At 39.3% G+C, this 21524-nt stretch carries 19 protein-coding genes; 8 read left to right on the forward strand and 11 right to left on the reverse strand.

The features are described from left to right. From LEPBI_RS01175 to LEPBI_RS01185, 3 genes are all read right to left on the reverse strand, one after another. On the reverse strand, positions 1–954 hold the full coding sequence (locus LEPBI_RS01175; RefSeq protein WP_012387272.1) for a helix-turn-helix transcriptional regulator: 954 nt from the start codon (positions 952–954) through the stop codon (positions 1–3). Beyond that, positions 954–2126, reverse strand: coding sequence for an ACP S-malonyltransferase (locus LEPBI_RS01180; RefSeq protein WP_012387273.1), 1173 nt, complete (start codon positions 2124–2126; stop codon positions 954–956). Before LEPBI_RS01180 ends, LEPBI_RS01175 begins: the two co-directional genes overlap by 1 nt. Before the next feature lie 117 nt (positions 2127–2243). After that, complete coding sequence (locus LEPBI_RS01185; protein ID WP_012387274.1) at positions 2244–2543, reverse strand: hypothetical protein; 300 nt, start codon at positions 2541–2543, stop codon at positions 2244–2246. A 23-nt stretch (positions 2544–2566) separates the two neighbouring features. On the opposite strand from LEPBI_RS01185, the gene LEPBI_RS01190 reads away from it, so the two are divergent. Both LEPBI_RS01190 and LEPBI_RS01195 read left to right on the forward strand, forming a co-directional pair. Then, positions 2567–4159, forward strand: coding sequence for a sodium:solute symporter family protein (locus tag LEPBI_RS01190; RefSeq protein WP_012387275.1), 1593 nt, complete (start codon positions 2567–2569; stop codon positions 4157–4159). Between the two features lie 80 nt (positions 4160–4239). Next, positions 4240–4551 carry a hypothetical protein gene (locus tag LEPBI_RS01195; RefSeq protein WP_012476081.1) on the forward strand — a complete coding sequence of 104 codons (312 nt, stop codon included), beginning with the start codon at positions 4240–4242 and terminating at the stop codon, positions 4549–4551. A gap of 3 nt (positions 4552–4554) precedes the next feature. Here LEPBI_RS01195 and LEPBI_RS01200 read toward each other — a convergent pair whose 3' ends face one another. From LEPBI_RS01200 to LEPBI_RS19090, 6 genes are all read right to left on the reverse strand, one after another. Continuing rightward, positions 4555–5322, reverse strand: coding sequence for a M23 family metallopeptidase (locus LEPBI_RS01200; protein WP_012476082.1), 768 nt, complete (start codon positions 5320–5322; stop codon positions 4555–4557). Continuing rightward, positions 5279–6697 (reverse strand): flavin-containing monooxygenase, encoded by a 1419-nt coding sequence (locus LEPBI_RS01205; protein WP_012387278.1) that lies wholly within the window; start codon positions 6695–6697, stop codon positions 5279–5281. The genes LEPBI_RS01200 and LEPBI_RS01205 overlap by 44 nt, the downstream gene beginning before the upstream one ends. 261 nt (positions 6698–6958) lie before the next feature. Continuing rightward, positions 6959–7786: a metallophosphoesterase gene (locus LEPBI_RS01210; RefSeq protein ID WP_041769932.1), complete on the reverse strand. Its 828-nt coding sequence runs from the start codon at positions 7784–7786 to the stop codon at positions 6959–6961. A gap of 41 nt (positions 7787–7827) precedes the next feature. Next, entirely contained in the window at positions 7828–8502 is a 675-nt protein-coding gene (locus LEPBI_RS01215) for a hypothetical protein (RefSeq protein ID WP_012387280.1), read from the reverse strand. A 33-nt stretch (positions 8503–8535) separates the two neighbouring features. Beyond that, positions 8536–9009 (reverse strand): thioredoxin family protein, encoded by a 474-nt coding sequence (locus LEPBI_RS01220; RefSeq protein ID WP_012387281.1) that lies wholly within the window; start codon positions 9007–9009, stop codon positions 8536–8538. 3 nt (positions 9010–9012) lie between these two features. Continuing rightward, positions 9013–9162, reverse strand: coding sequence for a hypothetical protein (locus LEPBI_RS19090; RefSeq protein ID WP_012387282.1), 150 nt, complete (start codon positions 9160–9162; stop codon positions 9013–9015). Between the two features lie 118 nt (positions 9163–9280). Between LEPBI_RS19090 and LEPBI_RS01225 the strand changes: the two genes are divergently transcribed. The 6 genes from LEPBI_RS01225 (at position 9281) to LEPBI_RS01250 (ending at position 17833) form a co-directional block, all read left to right on the forward strand. Beyond that, positions 9281–11971, forward strand: a complete 2691-nt coding sequence (locus LEPBI_RS01225; protein WP_012387283.1) for a valine--tRNA ligase — start codon at positions 9281–9283, stop codon at positions 11969–11971. Beyond that, positions 11955–13232: a phosphoribosylamine--glycine ligase gene (gene purD / locus LEPBI_RS01230; protein ID WP_012387284.1), complete on the forward strand. Its 1278-nt coding sequence runs from the start codon at positions 11955–11957 to the stop codon at positions 13230–13232. Before LEPBI_RS01225 ends, purD begins: the two co-directional genes overlap by 17 nt. Next, positions 13233–14072, forward strand: coding sequence for a hypothetical protein (locus LEPBI_RS01235; RefSeq protein ID WP_012387285.1), 840 nt, complete (start codon positions 13233–13235; stop codon positions 14070–14072). Between the two features lie 23 nt (positions 14073–14095). Continuing rightward, positions 14096–15223, forward strand: a complete 1128-nt coding sequence (prfB, locus tag LEPBI_RS01240; RefSeq protein WP_012387286.1) for a peptide chain release factor 2 — start codon at positions 14096–14098, stop codon at positions 15221–15223. Positions 15224–15227: 4 nt separating this feature from the next. Continuing rightward, positions 15228–16724, forward strand: coding sequence for a sigma 54-interacting transcriptional regulator (locus LEPBI_RS01245; protein ID WP_012387287.1), 1497 nt, complete (start codon positions 15228–15230; stop codon positions 16722–16724). A gap of 62 nt (positions 16725–16786) precedes the next feature. Next, positions 16787–17833 (forward strand): OmpA family protein, encoded by a 1047-nt coding sequence (locus tag LEPBI_RS01250; RefSeq protein WP_012387288.1) that lies wholly within the window; start codon positions 16787–16789, stop codon positions 17831–17833. Here the strand turns inward: LEPBI_RS01250 and LEPBI_RS01255 are convergent. Next, the gene (locus LEPBI_RS01255; RefSeq protein WP_012476083.1) at positions 17826–19712 is read right to left on the reverse strand and encodes a motility associated factor glycosyltransferase family protein; all 1887 of its coding nucleotides are present in this window, start codon (positions 19710–19712) and stop codon (positions 17826–17828) included. The genes LEPBI_RS01250 and LEPBI_RS01255 overlap by 8 nt on opposite strands. Continuing rightward, positions 19713–21524, reverse strand: a complete 1812-nt coding sequence (locus LEPBI_RS01260; RefSeq protein ID WP_012387290.1) for a penicillin-binding protein — start codon at positions 21522–21524, stop codon at positions 19713–19715.

The following is a 21524-nucleotide window of genomic DNA, read 5'->3' on the forward strand; positions in this document are numbered from 1 at the left end:
TTACGTTTCTATCGACTTGTTTTCTTTAGAAAGGGAAATGGATTGTAAATGCAGTCTGATGGATTCTTTGATTTCATTTGGTTCGGACACAAGAATGGAAGGTCCATATCCAAGTATCGTTTGGATGAGCCAATTTTTATCTCGCAAGGGAGTTTGGAATTCTCGGAAGGTTGTGTTTTGGATTTGTTTTACGTTTCCTGTTTCATTGAGAGGGAGTTTTAAACTCAAATGATACGAAGCAGAGTCTGTGACCCATAAGGTAACATTCGTTTCAGGATCTGAATTTGTTTCAAATTTTTGTTTGAACCCTTGTAAAAACTCAGATGCGGTTTCAGGTAAGTTTGGGTATTCCAAATCAGTGATTGTGATATCCAAAATAAAATCCAATCGAAAGGAACGAAACCCCTCTTTTTTTAAATCATATGCCAAAAGGTAAGAATCATTTTCTTCGAGTAATAACCAAGGAGCAAGTGTTCTTGTTTCTTTTTCTTTTGTGTTCCGTTTCCAATAAACAATTGTTAGTATTTTTTTGGAGTGAATGGCTTCTTGAACCATTTTTTTTGTTTTTTGATGAGGTGACCATTCGCCAGATGGTAAGACAGAATCAATTTTTTTTAAGATGGATTGCCGGATCTCTCCGCCTTGGCCTTTTTCAGAAAGGAGTAACGATCGTAAAGCGGCCCATTCTTTGGGTGATAACGGAAGCGCTGAATCAACTGCAATGGGGAGTCTGATTTTCACCTTGTCCCCATCAAAGTCTAAGTCTACAGCATCGGTCGGAGAATAGGGATACATCTCAATCATATACAACTCTCCCAAATCTTTTTTGAGAGAGGCGATGGATTTGTGCCCGGTCACTCCTTGGATTTCTTCTAATGATAAACCTTCTGGATGAGAAGCCAGAAGGCGGATTAAATTGAGTTTAGAAGCGGCCCGAGCGGTAGAAGGGTTCATTAAACTTCGAGAATCACCTTTAGTTCTTTTGCGTTTGATGCGCATAAAGATTGTTTTTCGATGTTTTTTGCTTTGAGGTGCCCACCAGTCAATCTTTGGCTCACAACACTTGGTCCAAAATCAATGATGGTGTTTATGGCACTGTCGTTGAAAATAGGAGCAATCGCCAAATCCCAGTATAGTGGTTCAATGAGTACCATTTTGAAAAGGATGTCACGAAGGTTTCCATCTTTTTGTAAGTTGTGACCATCAAAGATGCTATACACAGGAACTTTTAGGTCAGCACCAGTGTATGGGAAAGGAACCACAGAGGCATCTTCTGCATTGAACTTATCAAGAGAAGTTTCCATAAATGGGCAGTGGAAAGGAGCCGTTGTTTTTAAATAGACAAACTTAAATTTCTTTTCGTCCATCTCTGCTTTCCATTGTTTACGAAATGCGAGTAGAGAAGATGGTAGAGCTGAAAGGATCATCGAATCAGGAGTGTTGTAAAGAGAGATAAACACTGTGTCTTGGCCTTTCAGTCCAAGGGAATCATTTGTTTGTTTCACTCTGTCTTCGAGTTCGTCTTTTGAATAACCAATGACCGCAACCATTGGTGCTGGGTTTTTGTCCCCATTGGCTTCGTTTTCTTTTACGATTTCTTCCGAAACTTGGAAGTTAGGGTAAACCTTTTGTCCGTTGAACCCAAGATAAAAAACAAATTTTAAAAAGTCAGCGTAAGCCTTTAAGAAATCAGCACCTTCTTTTCCAAGTCCCACGAGGGCAGAAGCAATGACCCCTTGGCTATGACCACTTAACGCACCTGTTGCTTTCATGAGGTCTGCCGTTGGATAACCACGTTTGGAAACCAAAACATAGTTTGCGATTTGGGTCATAAAGATCCCTGGAACGGAGATGGGTGCACGTGCGAGGTAATCTTCGTTTGGTGCCGCATCTGGATTTTCGATCCATGATTTGAAATCGAGTCCTTCGCTAAGAAGGGGATTTTTTCCGTCACGAGCGGCGATTTCACCGAGGGTTTGGAAACTAGTTTCGAAAAATTCTTTTAGTTCAGGTTCTGCATACAATTTTACGAGTTCTTTGAGGTATGGGGAACCCTGTCCTCCGAATTGAAGGAAAAATTTTTGAGAATTTTGGAGGGTACCGGTAAGGAGTTTTGCCGAAGTCATTGGTTCTTCCTGAGAAATGATTTTTCTGTTACCGTACAGAGAGGACTTCTCAGAACAAGGAGAAAATTCCTGGAAGGACTGGCGAAAACTCCCAGGAGATTGATTCGAAACGAAGGTTTATGCGGCTTTACTTTGTTCTAAATTGGATTTGATGCGTTCGTGGTCTTGGGCTAGGAGGACCGTATTTTCAAAATAGGTCGCAAAATCAATTCTCCCAGAAGCAAAATCTTCATGGAGAAGGGCTAAGAGAAGGTAGAACATAGATCCTCCTGGTGGTTCCGAATCTAACAATGTGACATAATTCGAAAAGTCTTTTTCAAAGAAAGTGTTACTCAGTTTGTCGGCGGGTTTGGAATTTTTTTTAGGAAAATATTCCCAAGATCCACCCCTTCGGGATTTCCACTTTACAATCTCCAATTCTCGGTTTCCCTTACAAACCTATGTTTGTTGCTCTAAGCCCTATCGATACCCTCATTGTCTTCGTTTTTGTTGGTTTTATGGTGGTGATTGGGGTGCTTTTGAAAAAATCCATGAACCATTCCACGGATTTTTTACTCGCAGGAAGGAAAATCCCCAGTTGGATCACGGGCATTGCCTTCATTTCGGCCAATATCTCCGCCTTAGAATTGTTAGGGATGAGTGCCAGTGGGGCAGAGTATGGCTTTTTGACGTTTCATTTTTATTACTTAGGTGCGATCCCTGGAATGATTTTTCTTGGGATCTTTATGATGCCGTTTTATTACTCTACAAAGATACGAAGTGTCCCTGAATACCTGAGGTATCGTTTCAATCGAGAGGCGCACTTAGTCAATTCGCTCATCACCTTGTTGTCCCTAGCCCTTGGGTCAGGGATCTACTTGTATTCTTTGTCCTTAGTGTTTGAAACTTTATTTGGTTGGAACCCACACCTTTCCATTCTATTCAGCGCTCTCATTGTTTTGATTTATACTTATTTTGGGGGACTCAGTTCTTCCATTTATACAGAAGTGATGCAGTTTTTTCTGACTGTCATTGGACTTTTCCCATTGGTCATTATCGGTTTAACAAAGTTAGGTGGATGGGATGGTCTGATGCAAAAAATCCCCGAGTCACACAAACATATGTGGGTGGGACTTCCTGGAGGACAAAATGAACTGGGTTGGGATGTCTTAAGTGTCACCGTTGGACTTGGTTTTGTTTTGTCTTTTTCCTATTGGACCTGTGGGTTTGCGGAAGTGCAAAGGGCAATGGCTGCAAAAGATTTTCGTGCGGCACGAAGGACACCTCTTATCGGAGCCATGTTCAAATTATTTTTACCGTTTCTCACAGTGATCCCTGGACTCATCGCACTTGCCGAATATTCCACAGAAATGAATGGAGAGTATAACAAAAGTTTTCTCATCTTACTCAAGAACTTTTATCCATCGGGGATGTTAGGGCTTGGAACGTCGGCACTGCTTGCTGCCTTTATGGCGGGGATGTCAAGTTCTGTCACAGCGATGAATACTATTTTTACTTATGATATTTACCAAACTTATATCAATAAAGATAAAGATGACAAAACCTATTTAAGAATTGGAAAACAAAGTACGATGGTTGCCGTTATATTTGCCATCTTTACCTCTTATATAGCGATGCAATTTGAAAACATCATGAATTACATCCAGTTACTGTTTTCGTTTTTTAATGCCCCACTCATCTCAATTTTTTTACTTGGTATGTTTTGGAAAAAAGCATCCAAATGGAGTGCCTTCTACGGGATGTTAGTGGGGACGGCCAGTGGCCTAATACACTATTTTTTATATGCCAATGGTTATTTGTATTACAAATCAGATATGGTATCCAATTTTTATGGTGCCATTTATTCAGGAGTGTTTTGTTTTTTAGTGATGGTGGTTGTGAGTCTTTGGGAATCAGAAGATCCAAATCGAGACTTACATGGGTTAGTGTATGAAGACAGAGATCGAACCAATGAATTTTGGGACCCTAGGATCCTTGCCTGGGGAGTGATTCTCATTGTCCTTCTTGCAGGGTTTAATATCGTTTTTGCGTAAAGATTTATACAACCGTAACAAAATAGTAATTGAAGGAGAGTATTCTTCTTCCTATGTTTGTTGCAGTATACACAAAGACTATGAAACCAAATCATTATACCGAAATCCCAGCTACCTTTGAAGTTCAGTTAGAACAACTCAAAGATTATGATTCGAAAAAACATATCAGTGCCAGAGGGATCCAATTTTTCCATCCTTATGACATTGAAGTGCCTTCGATATTAAAAATATCTTTAAAAATGATTTCGATGACAGGTTCGATTGACTTTCTTGTGAAAACATTGAAGTCTGAGAAAGTCGACAAAGAAGGATTATACGAAATCCATTGTAATTTTTATGACACAAATGCTGAAAAAGAAGACGAAGTGTTGGAATTTATCAAAAGTTTTTAATCCTTACAAAGTTCCGTTTTTTTCACCGATCCATTGGAAGGTCTCTTCGTTAAAGGACTTTTCTTTCGGACCATACTGCATAAGCCACCGAGTGGGTGGTAAAAATCCATCTGTTGATAGTCCGTATCCTCCGCCTAACGGAGCTCCCACTTTGGATCTGAGTTCAAAATGAAGGTGAGCAGGGTAACTGCCTTCCGCATCCCCAATCGTTCCAATCCATTCTGTTTTTTTCACAAGTTGTCCTGGTTCCACATCAATCGTATGTAGATGGGCATATACCGTTTCTAAATGATAAATATTCCCGTTTGCCAAATTTTGGATATGGACGATGCGGACAACCTTGCCCCAACCACCACCATAATCGGCAATTTCTGAAACCACACCATTTCCAAAAGCATACACAGGGGCAGCAAAATCCGAGTCTCCACCTGTGAGCGCATTCCAATCCTCTCCTAAGTGTTTTCTACCGCCAAACTTTGCATTTTCGGTACCAAATTTTTGAGCTAAGTAATAACCATCCGCATACTTTCCACCCACGGGAAATTCAAAGTCGATGGCATGGAATGTAGGATACCGTTTGAGGATGGGAAAGGGGTCAGTGGTACGCACTTCCCCAGATGCCTCCATCCAACCAAAGAGAGGATTGCCCTGGTAGGAATACCCTCTGGAAACACAACCAGATCCTAATCCTAGGATACTGATTGTGTGAAACAGAAATATGATTGTTTTACTTCGAAACCAATTGTTTTTGTTTGCGGGACGACGGGACATGACTCTTCTCTGAATGGTACATAGCACGCGCTTCGATTGGCAAATGGTTTCCTTCCTGCATTGCCTTTTTTTTGCCTCGTTCCATTTCCCTTTTCATCTCGTACAAAAAACTATCATAGTCCACTTGGATGGTATGCCTTGTGCTACTCACATACCTTTTTTTCATCGCCTTTTCATCTTTTGAAATCGAGGTCTCCATCTCTTCCTTAGAAGGCAGAACATAATTCCCTGTTAAGTATTGTGCGATCCATTTGCCTTGGCATTCCGCAAGAGGCATAATGGCACCTAACGGTTGCATAAGGCCCACGAAAAACAAATTGTTGATTCCTGGTTTCATCATTTTATAATAAAGTGGAATGTAATTGTTAGGTGCAGAAATCAAATCTTCTTCAAAAAATGGAAATTTGATATTATATCCTGTGCAGTAAATGAGAACATCTGCCTCTTCCTCGGTCCCATCAGCAAAGGCAATTTTTTTGCCACGGAGTTCTGTGATGACAGGTTTTGGTTTGATGTCCCCTCGACCAAGTCTCACGAGTAAATCTTGGGAAATGGTGGGGTGAGCAGAACCAAATTTATGATCTGGTTTTGGAAGACCAAAGTCTTCCATTTTTCCCACACCAAATCGGATGAGTAGGTGAGCGAGTGTTTGTTGGATGAAAAAAGGAACCCAATGTGGTGTGTATTCTGTGAGTTTGTCTAATGGTTTTCCAAATAAATAATTCGGAATGACGTAAGCCCCTCTTCTTGCAGATAAAAATACTTTTTTGGCAACACCTGGTCTCGACAGCTCAACCGAGATGTCCATGGCACTGTTTCCCATACCAAGTATCACAACGTTTTTCCCTTCGCAGTTAACTGGTGTTTTTGGGTCAACATAGGAATGAGAGTGGATGGTTTGACCAGAAAATTTTCCAGGGAATGGTGGGTCAGGCCAACGTTCACTCCAATGGTGGCCGTTTGCAACCACGAGCACATCATAGGTTTGTGTGGGTCCTTTTTCGGGTGTGATCCTCCAAAGTCCTTCTTCTGTTCGTTCTGCTTTTTTCACTCCGTTTTTGAATTGGATGTGTTTGCGAAGTCCGAAGTGGTCCACATAGGCTAAAAAGTATTGTTGGATGGGTTCGTGATTGGGGTAGTCAGGGTAATTTGTTGGCATGGGAAAGTCACGGTATTCCATCCGATCCCGATGGGTATTGATGTGTAATGATTTATAAATATTACTGAGACCGTTGTCATTTTTGTATCGCCAGTTGCCACCGACATCACTTCCCTTTTCATAACAATCAAAGGGGATGCCATGTTCCTTTAACGATTTGATGACGGTGATTCCAGATGAACCAGCTCCAACTACACATACTTTGGGAAGTGCCATAATGGGTTTCTCTCTTACTAAAGATTCGATGAACGTTTGGGAAAGAGTTATAGAATAGCGAACATCGTTATCAAGAAGATTTTGGGACTATTTTGAAAAAAAGTATGATATCTAACTTTTTTTGGAATGAGGAAGGTATATTGGTTTGGAAGAAAATGATTTTTATTCGGCAGAGTAAAATTTGGTCGATTGAAACATTTAATCATGTTCCATATATTAGATTAATATATGTTATGTGAGTGATCTAATCAATGGAACGATTCATCTATTCTCTTTGTGTCGTAAAATAAGAATGGGCACTTCGGAAGGACAATTGAATCGGAGCGGAAGGATTGACCATCCAATCCCAGCAGAAATGAAAACCATTTCATTAAAAATGGAATGTTGAATCCCTAAATCATAGTTTTTATTTTGAACAGGAAGGATAGGGGAAAGTTGAAGGAAAGGAATCCTCACTTGTCCGCCATGGGTATGACCAGTGATGAATAGATCAATGGATTCTTTGTGAGACGTATCTGCTGATTCAGGATTGTGCGCAATGGCAATTCGAAAATGTTTTGGATCGGTGTGTTGGAAGATATGATCGATCGGAATGTGGTCTTCCCAAAAATCTCCAAGACCACCTATGATCATTTTCTCTTTGCCACGTTTGATTTCCAAGGTTCGATTGCGTAAGGATTTTTTACTTTCTTCTAATAAACGAAGAGAAAGTGTATGATTTGCCCAGTGGTCATGGTTTCCATTCACGAAAACTTCTGTATCGTTTCCTTTTAGAAGTGGAAGTAATTTCCAAACAGAAATCAACTCTTCGTCAAAATTTCTATTTTTGACATAGTCACCAAGCCCAACGATAAGATCAGGATTTTGTTCATTGGTAGATCCAATGACATTCCGAATCCAAACTTCAGGGTTTAGAAAACCATAATGTAAGTCTGAAACCACGGCGATTTTATAACCATCGAAACTTTTTGGTATTTTTGTGGATTCAATTTCATAGATGGGAAAACGAACGTAATAACGTTCAAAAATGAATGAGTTGAAAAAGAGGATTAGTAGAAAGATGAGTATGAATTTAAATATTCTTTTCAAAGGAATCATTCTTAAATTCAACATCATCTCGTTTGATTACTTTATTTCCCTTCCAAAAACCCTTTCACCTCAGCTTCCGAATTCGATATTTCAATCTTTGTAATCTTTCCTTCTTTTAATTGGATCATTGTCACAGATCCTTTTGTTCTTGGAAATGAGTCTGCCATTTTTTCTTCTCTCACCAAACGAAGAGTATATGGATAAGATTTCATTTTGGGGAGTGCCACAAATTTGGTAATAAGTGAGGGCATTCTGTGAATGTCTGAAATGAGAACGGCTTGTTTGGATTCCAAATACCCTTTCCCTTCCTTTTCTAAAATGGGATGGATGATTTTACTCGCATCCATATCGGAGATGAATAAAACTTTATTAGTAGAGGAGGGGATAGGACTTGGTTCTTCCCATTGATTGGTATATTGGATTTCAGGGAGAGAGTCGCCAACTTTCAGTGTGGGAGTCGTTAGCTCTTCTGCAAATAGAGAGAGAGTGAGGAATGCAAAGGTAGTGAGGAATAGGGATCCGAGTCGTTTTGTATTATTTTTGTCAGGTTGGCAATGGGTGTTCGGTTTCATATTTGATCCTTTTGTAAAAGTTTTTGTTAGGTTGATTTGATGAAAATCTAGATTTTTGTTTTGGAATGATTTCATTGTTTTATTGTGATCGAGTGCTGATCGTATCGATTTGAATGCCTTTGAAGACAATGGATGAACGATCATAAATCTTTCACAGTAAGAACCTGTGTTCCAGGATTACAATTTATATAAATACTCTAACACTTGTTCTTTTGTCATTTGACTCGCGTTTGAAAATTCTCCACCTTTTGTGGAAGTGATGATCTCTCCTTTTGGGGAAAGAACCACCAGAGATGGAATTCCATTTTGGATGGGATTTCCCAACCTTTCATTTAGACCTAAGTTTTTGTCAAAACGACCCACATCTACCTTCATCACAAGAAATTGGGAATCTAAAATGGCTTTGGTTTCAGGATTGGCAAAAATTCCATCTAATGTCCGACAGTCGGGGCACCAATCGGCACCAAAGACCACGATGAGTTTTCTGTTTTGTGAGTTGGCTTCGGTGAGTGCGGTTTCGTATTGTGAAAGTATTATGTCACTTTGTTTGGAGCAGTGAAAGGTGGTGAGTAAGAGAAAACTAAAAAAAAGAAACGAGAAGAAAGTTTGGAATCGGAGTTCCATAAAAAACGCGGAAGAAACCTTCCGCACTGATTACTTTTTTGCGATTTCTTTTAGGATTTCTTGTCTTTTTTTGTCTTTCTCAATATGCGAAAGAGACAACCAATCACGTTTCAATTGTTTCTCGGAAACACCTTTGAAGGTTGCATATTTGCCGAGGATTTTTGCTGTTTTTGCGTTCATGCCGACCAGATTCTGATAGACCAGGTTTCTGTCAATGCGAACCGAAAGCTCTTTGTTTCATCCTTGACCCCTAAACTCTCCAAGAAACATAGTAAAGTCCAAGAAATCGATCGACCCTATGAAATCACATCTACCCGACCGTTATGATCCCGAAACTGTAGAACCAAAGTGGAACCAAATCTGGGACGAAAAAAAAACCTTTGCTCCTGATACTTCACGCAAAGAAACTTTTTCCATCGTCATCCCACCGCCGAATGTCACAGGGAATTTACACATTGGTCATGCGCTCAATCATACCATCCAAGACATCATCATTCGTATCGAACGTAAAAAAGGAAAAAATGTAGTTTGGGTTCCGGGAATGGACCACGCGGGAATTGCCACACAAGTAGTTGTCGAACGTGAGTTGGCAAAAGAAGGAAAGTCCAGAACCGATTTTACTAGGGAAGAATTCATAGAAAAAGTTTGGGAATGGAAAAAACATTCTGGAGGAATGATTTCCAAGCAACAGCGGTTACTCGGTGAATCCGTTGATTGGTCCAAAGAACGATTTACGTTTGATGAAGGTCTTTCCAAAGCAGTCATTAAAGTATTCAGAACTCTTTTTGATGAAGGATTGATTTATCGCGGAGAACGGATCATCAATTGGTGTCCTGTGACCAAAACTGCCATTTCGGATATCGAAGTGGAGTACAAAGAAAAACAAGGCAAACTGTATCATATCAAATATCCTAAGTCTGAGTTCAAATCCAAAGATCCAAAAACCTTGAATCAGGGAGAATACATTGTGGTGGCAACCACACGACCTGAAACGATGTTTGGTGACGTTGCGGTTTGTGCCCATCCAGATGACAAACGTTATACGAACTTAAAAGATAAGTTTGTGTTTTTACCTATTGCAGAGAAAGAAATTCCCGTGCTTTTTGATTCCTTCGTAGACCAAGAGTTTGGATCTGGACTTGTGAAAATCACACCAGCTCACGACCCAAATGACTATGAAGCGGGGCAAAGGCTAAAACTGACTCCTATCAATATCATGAATTTAGATGGGACTCTGAATGAGTTTACAGGCAAATACAATGGGTTGGATCGATTTGAAGCACGCAAACGCGTAGTAGAAGAACTTGAGTCCAAAGGTTATATTGAAAAAATTGAAACTCATGTTCATAGTGTAGGTCACAACCAACGAGGTGGTGCTGTCATTGAACCATTGTTATCGACCCAATGGTTTGTGAAAATTGAATCTCTTGCCAAACCTGCGATCGAAGTGGTCAAATCGGGTAAAGTTCAGTTCCAACCGAAGATGTGGGAAAAAACCTACTTTGAATGGATGGAAAATATCCGTGACTGGTGTATCTCTCGCCAATTGTGGTGGGGGCATCGTATCCCTGCTTATTATGCACCAAACGGTGATATGGTGGTGGCTGAGTCATTAGAAGAGGCAATTTCTTTATTTGAGAAAAAAGGAATTTCAGTCACCAAGGACACCATCAAACAAGACGAAGATGTGCTTGATACTTGGTTTTCATCTGGGCTTTGGCCATTTTCTGTATTTGGTTGGCCGGAAAAAACGGAAGAACTCAAACAATACTACCCAACGTCAGTGTTGGTTACTGGTTTTGATATCATCTTCTTTTGGGTCGCACGTATGATCATGAATGGTCTTAAGTTTATGGGTGATGTTCCGTTCCAAAAGGTTCTCATCCATGGACTTGTTCGTGATAAAGATGGAAAAAAATTCAGTAAGTCACTTGGGAATGTTGTAGATCCTTTGGACATGATGTCCAAATACGGAACGGATTCCTTTCGCTTCTTTTTGGCTGCGGTGTTACCTGAAGGAAAAGATATTCTTTTCGATGAATCTCGGTTAGATGGTTACCGATCCTTTTGTAATAAAATTTGGAATTCCAGCAGGTTCATTTTTATGAATTTACCGGAAGATTTTTCTCCTATAGAACCAAACTTAGATTCATTAGAAGATACTGACCTTTGGATTCTTCATGAATTTGATCAGATGTTAGGTCGGTATGAAAAAGCATATTCTGGTTATCTTTTCTTTGAAATGGCAAATGCGATCTACGATTTTGTTTGGGGTTCCTTTTGTGATTGGTATTTGGAATTAACGAAGGCTCGTGTCTATGGTAACGTCACTCCAGAGTCTGCAGAAAAAGCACGCCAAGTGCTTGTGAGTGTCTTAAAAAAATCATTAGGACTCCTCCATCCATTTATGCCTTTTATCACAGAAGAAATCCATTTCCTTCTCGAATCAAAAGAATTGGCTAAAACGGAATTTCCAAAAGCATATGGTGTTTCAGAAACTTCGCCTGCTGTGGTACGGATGGAACTGGTTCGTGAAATCATCACAAAAATTCGAAATATGCGCGCAGAACTGGGAGTGAAACCTGAAAAAAAATGTAAGGTCATCTTAAAGTGCTCAAATAAAGAATTAAAAGTGATGATGGAAAGGGAAAGTAAATCCATCCTTCAACTTTCCAAAGCGGAGAGTTTGGAATTTTTGGATTCTTATGAATTAAAAAATACAGATTCCGTGGGTGCGTTTTCGATCGGAGAGATCATTTTACCATTAGAAGGGATTTTTGATTTTGAAAAAGAAAAACAAAGATTGGAAAAAGAAAAAAAACAAATCCAGTCCGAAATGGAAAAATTAGAAAACAAAATCAACAATCCATCTTTTTTGGAAAAAGCAAAACCAGATGTTGTGGAAAAAGAAAGAGAAAAATACAATACTTGGAAAGAGAAATTAGAAAGTACAGTTAGGGCGTTGGAAAAAATTGGACAATCAATATAAAGTTTTATTATTAGGAAGTGGTGGCAGGGAACATGCGTTAGCTGATGCTATTTCTAAATCAAATGTTTTAGAATCTTTGAAAGTTTATCCAGGTAACGGGGGATTTTCAGAGGATGTTTTACTCAAAGCGGATGAAATTTCCATCACCGATAAATCTAAGTTCATAGAATATATCAAGTCTTCCCAAACCAATCTTGTTGTTGTGGGACCGGAAGACCCACTTGTGAATGGAATTGCAGATTGGTGTGAAGAGATCGGGGTCCCTTGTTTTGGTCCTTCCGCCTATTGTGCGCAAGTAGAGGGTAGTAAACATTTTGCGAAAGAAATGATGAAACGAGCAAAGGTTCCGACAGCTTCGTTTGCCGTATTTACAGACCACGAATCTGCTTGGAGTTTTGCTCAAAAAGAAATGTTACCACTTGTTGTCAAAGCGGATGGTTTGGCCGCTGGTAAGGGTGTCACTGTTGCTTTTGAAATGAAAGATGTCAAACGCGCGTTAGACGAAATATTTCTCGAATCAAAATTTGGTCAAAGTGGTTATAAGGTTGTTTTGGAGTCTTTTTTGGAAGGGGAAGAATCATCCTTATTTGTGATTACGGATGGCGAAAGGTATATGTGTTTGCCCGCCGCCCAAGACCACAAACGCGCGTATGATGGAGATATCGGTCCAAACACTGGTGGGATGGGAGCCTATGCTCCTGCTCCCATCGTAACTGAAGCCGTTTTAGAAAAAGTGAAATCAAGAATCATTGAGCCGATGTTAGATGATTTTAAAAGATCTGGTCATCCTTACAAAGGACTACTTTACGTTGGTTTAATGATTACAAAAGAAGGCGAACCAAACGTAGTTGAATTTAATTGTCGTTTTGGTGATCCTGAAACCCAGTGCGTATTACGTCTCCTCGATGAAGATATTTTGCCGATTTTTTATGCATCCGCAATAGGGAATTTGCCTGTCAGAAATTTAAAATTAAAACAAGGTTCTTCTGCAGTTGTTGTACTTGCTGCAAAAGGGTATCCAGATTCTCCAGAAAAAGGAATGGTTTTGGAAATCCCACCAAACGAAGGGAATGTGGTGGTCTACCACGCAGGAACCAAAAGGGACAATAGTTCCCTATTGGCAAATGGTGGTCGAATTCTCGGTATCACATCTTTTGGAAAAACGCTTAAGGATGCAATAGATGAATGTTATACTTTTTTAAGTACAATTAAAGCTCCGAGTACATTTTATCGAAAAGATATCGGAAGGAGAGCACTCTAAGTGCCATTCAGTCTCTCAGGAAATTTTAAAACTTGCGAACGTTCTAAACTTCGCAATTTTGAAAAACACCTAGGGATCATTTTATCTGAAAACCAAACCCAACTTCAACAACACTTAATGATCCGAAGGGCACTTCAAAATTTAAGTGGTTCTGTAAGCGTTTTATCGGGCCTTAGCCGACAAGAACTTTTGTCCTTTATCTTCATCTTAACTCAGTTTGGTGACATCATTCGTTCGGAAACACCACCTGAATACTTACTTTTAGAATCCATTCCTTATGTGATTGAATGGTCTAAGGGTCATTATATGATCCCACTTGAAATTTTAGAACACCTTGCACATGAAAGGATTTTTAAAGACCAAGGTTATTTGTTTGCTCTCATCCCTGCATTACCAATCAAAGAGAAAAAATCGTGGATCCGTTGGATTGGCGTGGATTTCGAAAAAGGTGGTGACCGTGATTTAAACTTTGAAATTTATTTCCAGTGCCGTGTATTACAAAAACCTTTTTTAGGTAAGTCACTTGTCCAAGAATCGGAAATTCGATTGGAACAAATTTGGCCACGTGGTAAAAACGAATATATCGATTGGTTTTATAAAGGCCTATCTACTTTTTATTATGCGATGGAAGAAATGAGTCGAAAGGAGAAAGATCCTTTTTTACTTCATGTAATCGAACTCATCAAATCTGGAAAATTCATTCTTAAAAAACTCCCAGATTCTTACGGGAAGGAAACGAGTTATTCACTCGTTGGAACTGTGGAAGGGAATACACCGCAACTACGAGAAACAACATTCCAATGGGAAGTGGAACGTTTGCGTAAGGATTCTTTGTTTTAATATACAATTCGGTTTTACACATTATGGATAGATCATTAAAAGAATTAAAAAAACAAACTACTGAGATGATAGAATCATTTCAAACCTATTGGACCGCACAAAATTTCCAAGAGGATTACGATCGGTTATTGTCACTCATTGAAAAAGCAAACGATCCCAAGTTATGGGATTCACCTGACCAAGCAAAAAACGTTACACAAAAACGTAACGAACTTCAAATGAAATTGGATCCTTGGTTAGGGTTAAAAAAAGAATTATTGGATTTTCCTGACTTGATTGAACTTACATCGGAAGAGATGGGTGAAAGTGGTTTAAAATCTTTAAACGATGATTTTGATCGTATGTTTGAATCATTTGAAAACTTGCAAATGTTAGATGCACTTTCAGGAAAAGATGATGGAAAGGCAGCCTTTATCAACATTCACCCTGGAGCTGGTGGAACTGAGTCACAGGACTGGGCTGATATGTTACTACGAATGTATACTCGGTTCGCGGAACAAAAAGGATATCGTGCTGAACTTGTGGACTACCAACCAGGTGAAACAGCGGGAATCAAAAACGCCACTCTTTATATTCAAGGTGATCATCCCTTTGGGTATTTAAAATGTGAATCAGGAGTCCATCGATTGGTACGAATTTCACCGTTTGATTCCAATAAACGGAGACATACCTCTTTTGCATCCGTGTATGTCACTCCAGAAGTCGATGATGATATCCAAGTCAATATTGAAGAAAAAGACTTACGAGTGGATGTGTATCGATCTTCAGGAGCTGGTGGTCAGCACGTCAACACAACAGACTCTGCCGTTCGAATCACCCACATACCTACAGGGGTAGTTGTTTCCTGTCAGATGGAAAGATCCCAAATCAAAAACCGTGATACAGCTATGAAGATGTTGAAAGCACGGCTTTATGAGATGGAAAAACAAAAAGCCGAAGAGGAAAATGCTAAAAAAGCCGGTGAAAAACGTGATATTGCATGGGGTTCACAAATTCGAAGTTATGTGTTCCATCCTTATAATTTGGTAAAAGACCATCGCACAGATTTTGAAACAGGTAATGTCCACGCAGTGATGGATGGAGACTTGGAAGATTTTATAATCGCTTATTTAAAATACCTGACAAATCAAAAGGCAAACGCTAAAGTATAACCCCATGTCTGTAAAACAGGATATTTCCGGCACTTTAAGGAAAATCCAAAAAGAAATCCAACAACTTCCGAATATTACGGATCGATTGAATTTCATTTTGGATATGACTCTTACCCTTTTTGGTGCTTCAACTGGAAGTATCTCCATCATGGACCAAGAAGAAAAGGTTCTTACCATTGTCGCGGCCAAAGGTATGGACTGGGAGAAAAAAATTGCCGCAAAACTTCCGTTTAATTTAGGTGTTACGGGACGAGCCGCTTCCTCAAGAGAAATCATCTATGTGCCTGATGTTACTTTGGACAAAGACTATGTAAAACTCATTGAAACAGTTCGTTCGGAACTTGCCATTCCACTTCTCACTAGAGATTCGACAGTCGGAGTCCTCAATTTAGAATCTGACAAAGTTAACTTTTTTTCACCCGACATCATCAACCAAGCCACCCTATTTGCTTCACAACTAACGATTGTCATTCTAGAAGAAAGAATCGCAAAAGAAGCATTTGAAAAATCCAAACGAGAAGAAGACCCAGTGGAAGAAGTACTTGGTTATGATCCGAGTATTTTGTTTTTAAAACACCGGATTCGTCAAGTGGGTCCTTCTGATATTTCTGTTATGATTATTGGAGAAGAAGGATCAGGAAAGAAGTTAGTGGCTAAGGCATTACATTTCATTTCGCAAAGAAAAAATGCTCCATTTTCAACCGTAGATTGTTCGGGTCTTAGTTATGAATTATTGGAAGCTGAACTCTTCGGAAGTTTTAGCGGAAAAATATTCAATCCAGGAAAATTAGAACAATCCAATGGTGGCTCCTTATACATTGAATCCATTGGAGATCTTCCTCCCAATTTACAAACAAAACTCTTTCAAATATTACGAGATAAAACCATCCCAAACCCAACTTCCAAAAAAAAAGAAGAAGTGTTGAACATTCGTATTTTTACAGGGAGTAAACGAGATTTATTAGAAGACATCCAAAAAGAAACCTTCTCTATGGATTTGTATTACCGACTAGCAGAAGTTCCACTTCGTGTGCCACCTTTGCGTGAACGAAGAGGAGACATTCCACTCCTTGCCCATCATTATTTATACCAATACAACAAACAATACGGAAGGAACAAATCGTTTTCAACAGATGCACTCAAGGCACTCACAGGGATGCCGTGGAGTGGCAATGTGCGCCAACTGCAAAGTGTCATCCAGTATGCAGTCCTTGTCCCACAAGAAACGGTTCTTGAACCATATTCCTTTCAACAAGATGGAAAACGCGAAGAGGAGTCTCACCAAAAAGTTTCAAGATTCGGTGAAGGCATGGAAGTTCTTGCACCAAGTGAGAATTTGTCTTTGAACTTAGCGATTGAAAGACTTGAGGCAATTTGGATCAAAGAAGCCTTCCAAAGGGCCTCAACACAAGAAGAGGTCGCAAAACTTTTGGGGATCAGCCGTGGTTCCTTGCAATATAAACTCAAAAATAACCAATTTCTGGACGGTTTTAGCACCTAATCACCAGAAAAGAATGGATCGAACGGCCTCTTTGGTCGATACTACTAGAAAGGAGCTTCGAAGTGGCAGAAAGTTATTACCGTACCATTAGTGGTAAACAATATGACAATGAATTGTTAGAAATCGCAGAGAAGGCCACCAAACGTAGCAAAGCTCCTATCGGCAAAAATGTCGCCAAAACATTATTTGATGCCATCAAAGACGGTGGTGACTACACCGATGTAGAAAAACGAACGGTCAAATACATCCGAGATAAATTTCAATTTTCGCCGGAAGCAGACGAATACCTTCGCTCTGAAATTCGAAAATGGGCGGCTAAAATTTCTGTTCCAGCTGCGAAAAAAAAATCACAATCCAAATCATCTACCAAATCAAAATCGTCTCGTACACAAAAAACATCCATCAATGTGGATGAGTCTGAATCTTCTTATATGGAGATTTATGATGCGAGAGAAGAATCAAGTTACGAAGTGGCACCTACTCCGGAATACAACGAACTAGTTGCACTCAATAAATTCCAAATCACTCCAAAACAAAACCAATTGGGGAAATACATTCTCATTGGACTCATCGTTTTATTTTTTCTTGTTCTGATATTTTTTGGAGTTCGAAGTTGTAATCGGAATACACAATCAAATATATCAAATCAAGGTTCAGAATCGAGCCAAGGCCAAGAAACGAATTCTCGCTCTTTGGAAAGAGTCAATTTACAAACAGGAAATGTTTCCAGTCAATTTGATTCACAATCAAAAGCGATTCGTTACATCAATGACTTACAAATCCGATTTATCAAACAAAGTATGGCTACAGAAGATGGAGCGGCAGATAAAATTGCAACACTCGCTGAAGCTCTCAAAACATATCCGAGTATCAAAGTTCGGGTGAAAGGCCATACTTGTTTTATTGGAGAGATGGACGAAAATAAAATTTTGTCAGATGAACGTGCTAAGTTTATTTATGATGAACTGATCAAAAATGGTGTGAACCAAAGTCAACTCGACTACCGTGGGTTTGGTGAAACAGCAGAAATTGATACCAATCAAACTGAATCTGGTCGAATCAAAAACCGCAGAGTTGATTTTACTGTTCTTTCGGTGAACCCTAAATAATCAATTGTAATCGATACAATGATTTTGTGAGCATCCGTTTGGTATTCTGAACGGACTCATACAAACCTTCATACAATAACAAAGATTTTTTTGCCACACCTAACTGCGCATTTTCTTTTTCTTCTAAACTCAAATGGTCATCATAACCTTCGGTAATGGTTAAAATCACTCTTTGGATCCCCAAACTTAAAATTTCATTTAATCCTTTTTTTTGTGATACTTGTTCGTCAATACCATCCATCAGTTTGATATCTTCTGAAAAAGTTTTTGGATTGATTTGGTTTTTTTGGATTTGTTGGTAGATCCTTTGGGAAACAATCAACCCTTGTTTGACAAGGATACCAAAATCTTTTAAGGATGAAATTGTATTTTGTATGTCTTTAGTGAGAAGTATACGATCAAAGAAATTTGGATGTTCAGACAATTTGGATTGGATTAAGGCTTTGACAGAACAAACTAACTCTTTTTCTAACATAGTTTCTTTTGGGTCTAATAAAAATTCCTTTTGAAAATTGGAATGGTCCATACCTTCCAGTTTGGCACCAAACTTAGTTAAGTTGGTCCAAGGGTTTTCCTTGGTATGATCCTCAAACCATTTTTTAAAGATTAACATTTTTTCGTTTGTGATATAAGTTTCGTTCTCAATTCCTAATACTTGTTTTTGTGGTAAGGCAAAAAGTTGTTTGTAATTGTGTTTTTCCCTTCGAAACTTCCTGGATTCCAAATAATTAAGCCTTTCTTCTAGGACGGCTCCTTTCGAATGTGCAAGTCCCTTGGTAAAACTAAGGTCTTGGCCTACCAAATATACTTTATTGGCTCCCATCAATGTTCCAAGACTTGCAGCATTGGTTGAAACAGAGCCACCAAAGGGAACAGAACCGATTTCGTCTGAGGCAGTTTTTTCTAATAATTGAATCAATGGAAAGGGAGAAGAGGTCACAAAACCTTTGTTTGGCCCTTTGTCCAATCGTAAGCTTAAGTAGGTGGAAGTTGGATCAAAAATTAATATCCCATCTCCAGTATAATCTTCTAAGTATTGGCTGTTTAAGGCCTGCGGGTCCACTGAATAAATCAAATCTGGGTCCACACCAAATAAAGTGAGGATGGGAACCGCAGTATCCACTGCCAGTAATAAGAATTGGTCTCGGTAAGAAGTGAGTTCGGGGATGGATTCTGATAAACTGGGTCCCGCGCAGGCAATGACAACCTTGATCCCATTTGCAATTCCAAACAGATCAGAAACAGGACGGAACTTTGAAAGTTCAGGTAAGTTATAACATATATTTTTTGCCCAAATTTTTTCAAACCGAGTGAGGGTGGCTAAGTTCACATCTTTTTTATGAAACATCTGTTCGGCGATGAGTTTGAGTCTTAGATATTCAGTTTCTTTCCATTGCCATGATCCGCGGTGAGGGACGAAACTGATGGGATGAGTTCCTTTTCCTTTCACGGCCTCAGACAATTGGTCTTCTAAATTGTCTCCAGTGATGAGAACTAGTTTTCCACTCAAAAAAAATTCGGAAAAATCAAACTTACGTAAGGCTTCTAAGATCAAAAAAGGGAAGGGTTCCATCCATAGGATCGTGACTTTCTGACGTTCTAATAGATAAGGAATGATGTATCCAATACCTGCACCAAACAATAGATAAATGCGTTCTGTTCCATCATGAGGGAGTTCGGAGACAAATCGAATGGCTTCTTTTTTAGGATCAAATTGACTATGGATCCATACTCCATCAATTTCCAAAGTGTCATCACCTGATTTGGATAAAGCATGTTTGATTTGGAATCCATTTCCATTTGAGGGTTCATTTTGTAAAAATGATGAAAGTTGGGAAGGCAAACTGGCTAAGTTTTGGGAAAGGAAAGTTTCGTTCACTTACGGTTCTAATCCAATTTTAACGTTTGTATCGGGAGAAAGAGGGGCATTGGGTTTCGGCTCTTGTGTTTTCACAAACCCTGAACCTTCTAACGTGTATTTCACTTTTAATTGTTTTAACACTTGTAGGACTTCCGATGCCGTGAGGCCTGTGACATCTGGCATTTGTTTGGGATCTACCTTAAACACTTTGTTTTTTTCATTTTGTAATCGGTAAACCAATGCCTTTTCACTTCGTTCCACAATGGGAATGATACTCTCTACGACCTCACGAAATACTGGAGCCGCAATCCCACCTCCTGTATGAGACTCACCACCTGGTTCATCAAAAACTATGAGACCAACATACTTTGGTTTGTCGGCAGGAAAAAATCCAAGAAAACTAGCAGTAAATAATCCTTCCTGGTATCCTTCGCCCGCTTTTGCTTTTTGTGAGGTTCCCGTTTTTCCTGCGATAAAGTAGTTTTCTAAATATGCCTTTTTCCCAGTTCCTTGGGAAACTGCCTTGCCCATTGCATTTAATGTTTTAGCTGCAGCACCAGGCTTGATTCCGAGTAACTCTGATTTTGTGGAAAATTCATGCACCAATTCCCCATAGGAGTTGGTGATTTGGGAAACCACTGATGGTTCAAATAAAATGCCACCATTGACAACAGCCGCAGCAGCTGTGATGAGTTGGATGGGAGTAACGGAAACTCCTTGGCCAATCGAAAGAAAGTACGGAGTACTTTTGTTCCATTTATTTTGAGGTGCTAAATATCCTTTTGCTTCATGGATGGAAAAATTGGTTCGTTTCCCGAATTTAAAATTTTCCAAATAACGGTAGTAAGTTGCTTCATCGATTTTTTGTGCGGCTTTGATGATTCCGACATTACATGAATATTGGAGAATTTCATCCAAATTCAAATGGCCGTGGTTATCTGTACATCGGATGATGGTTTTTCCAATTTCAATGTAACCTGGACAATGGAACCTTTCTCCAGGTAGAATTTTACCCTCGTTCAAAAGCATAAGAGCGATGAAAATTTTCATTGTGGAACCTGGTTCATAGACATGTCGGATGGACCAGTTTGTATGTGACTCCACAGGAAAGTTTTGGAAATTGTTGGGATCAAAACTAGGAAAGGATGCCATTGCCAGGATTTTTCCTGTTTCTGTATCCATGATCATCCCAATTCCACGTTTGGATGCTGTTTGAATGAATGCTTTTTGTAAGGATTTTTCCAATCGGTATTGTATGATACTATCGATTGTTAGGTGGATATTATTTCCTTTTGTGGACTCTGCATCTGGAGTTGATAATAATTCCAGATTGTACAACATCTCAAGTCCAGATAATGCTTTGTCATCATCATAACCAGTAAATCCAAGTAAACTTGCCGCCAAACTGCCTTGAGGGTAAATTCGTTTGTATTCTTTTTCGACTCTTACACCTGGAAGCGAAAGAGTTTTGATTTTTTCCGCTTTGAATAATTCTATTTCTCTTTTTAATAAAAAATAATTTTGTTTATCTCGAATGGTATCAACAAGTTTGTTTGTGGGAATTCCGAGGACAGGGCCTAACTCTTGTGCGGTGAGCTCTGGGTCGTAAATATTGGAAGGATCAATTCCAACGGTTGCAGATTCTCTTGAGATCGCAAGTTCAATGCCTCTTCGATCATAAATTGTACCTCTTTGGACAAATTTATTGGCTTTTAGATTGATGATGTTTTCATTAAAGTAGGTGAGATACACCACTCGGAAAAACAAAACGGCAAATAAGGATAAGATAAAATAGAAGATGTACTGAAAACGAAGTTTGTATTCTGTCAT

The organism is Leptospira biflexa serovar Patoc strain 'Patoc 1 (Paris)' (assembly GCF_000017685.1).
GTDB classification, from domain to species: Bacteria; Spirochaetota; Leptospiria; order Leptospirales; family Leptospiraceae; genus Leptospira_A; species Leptospira_A biflexa.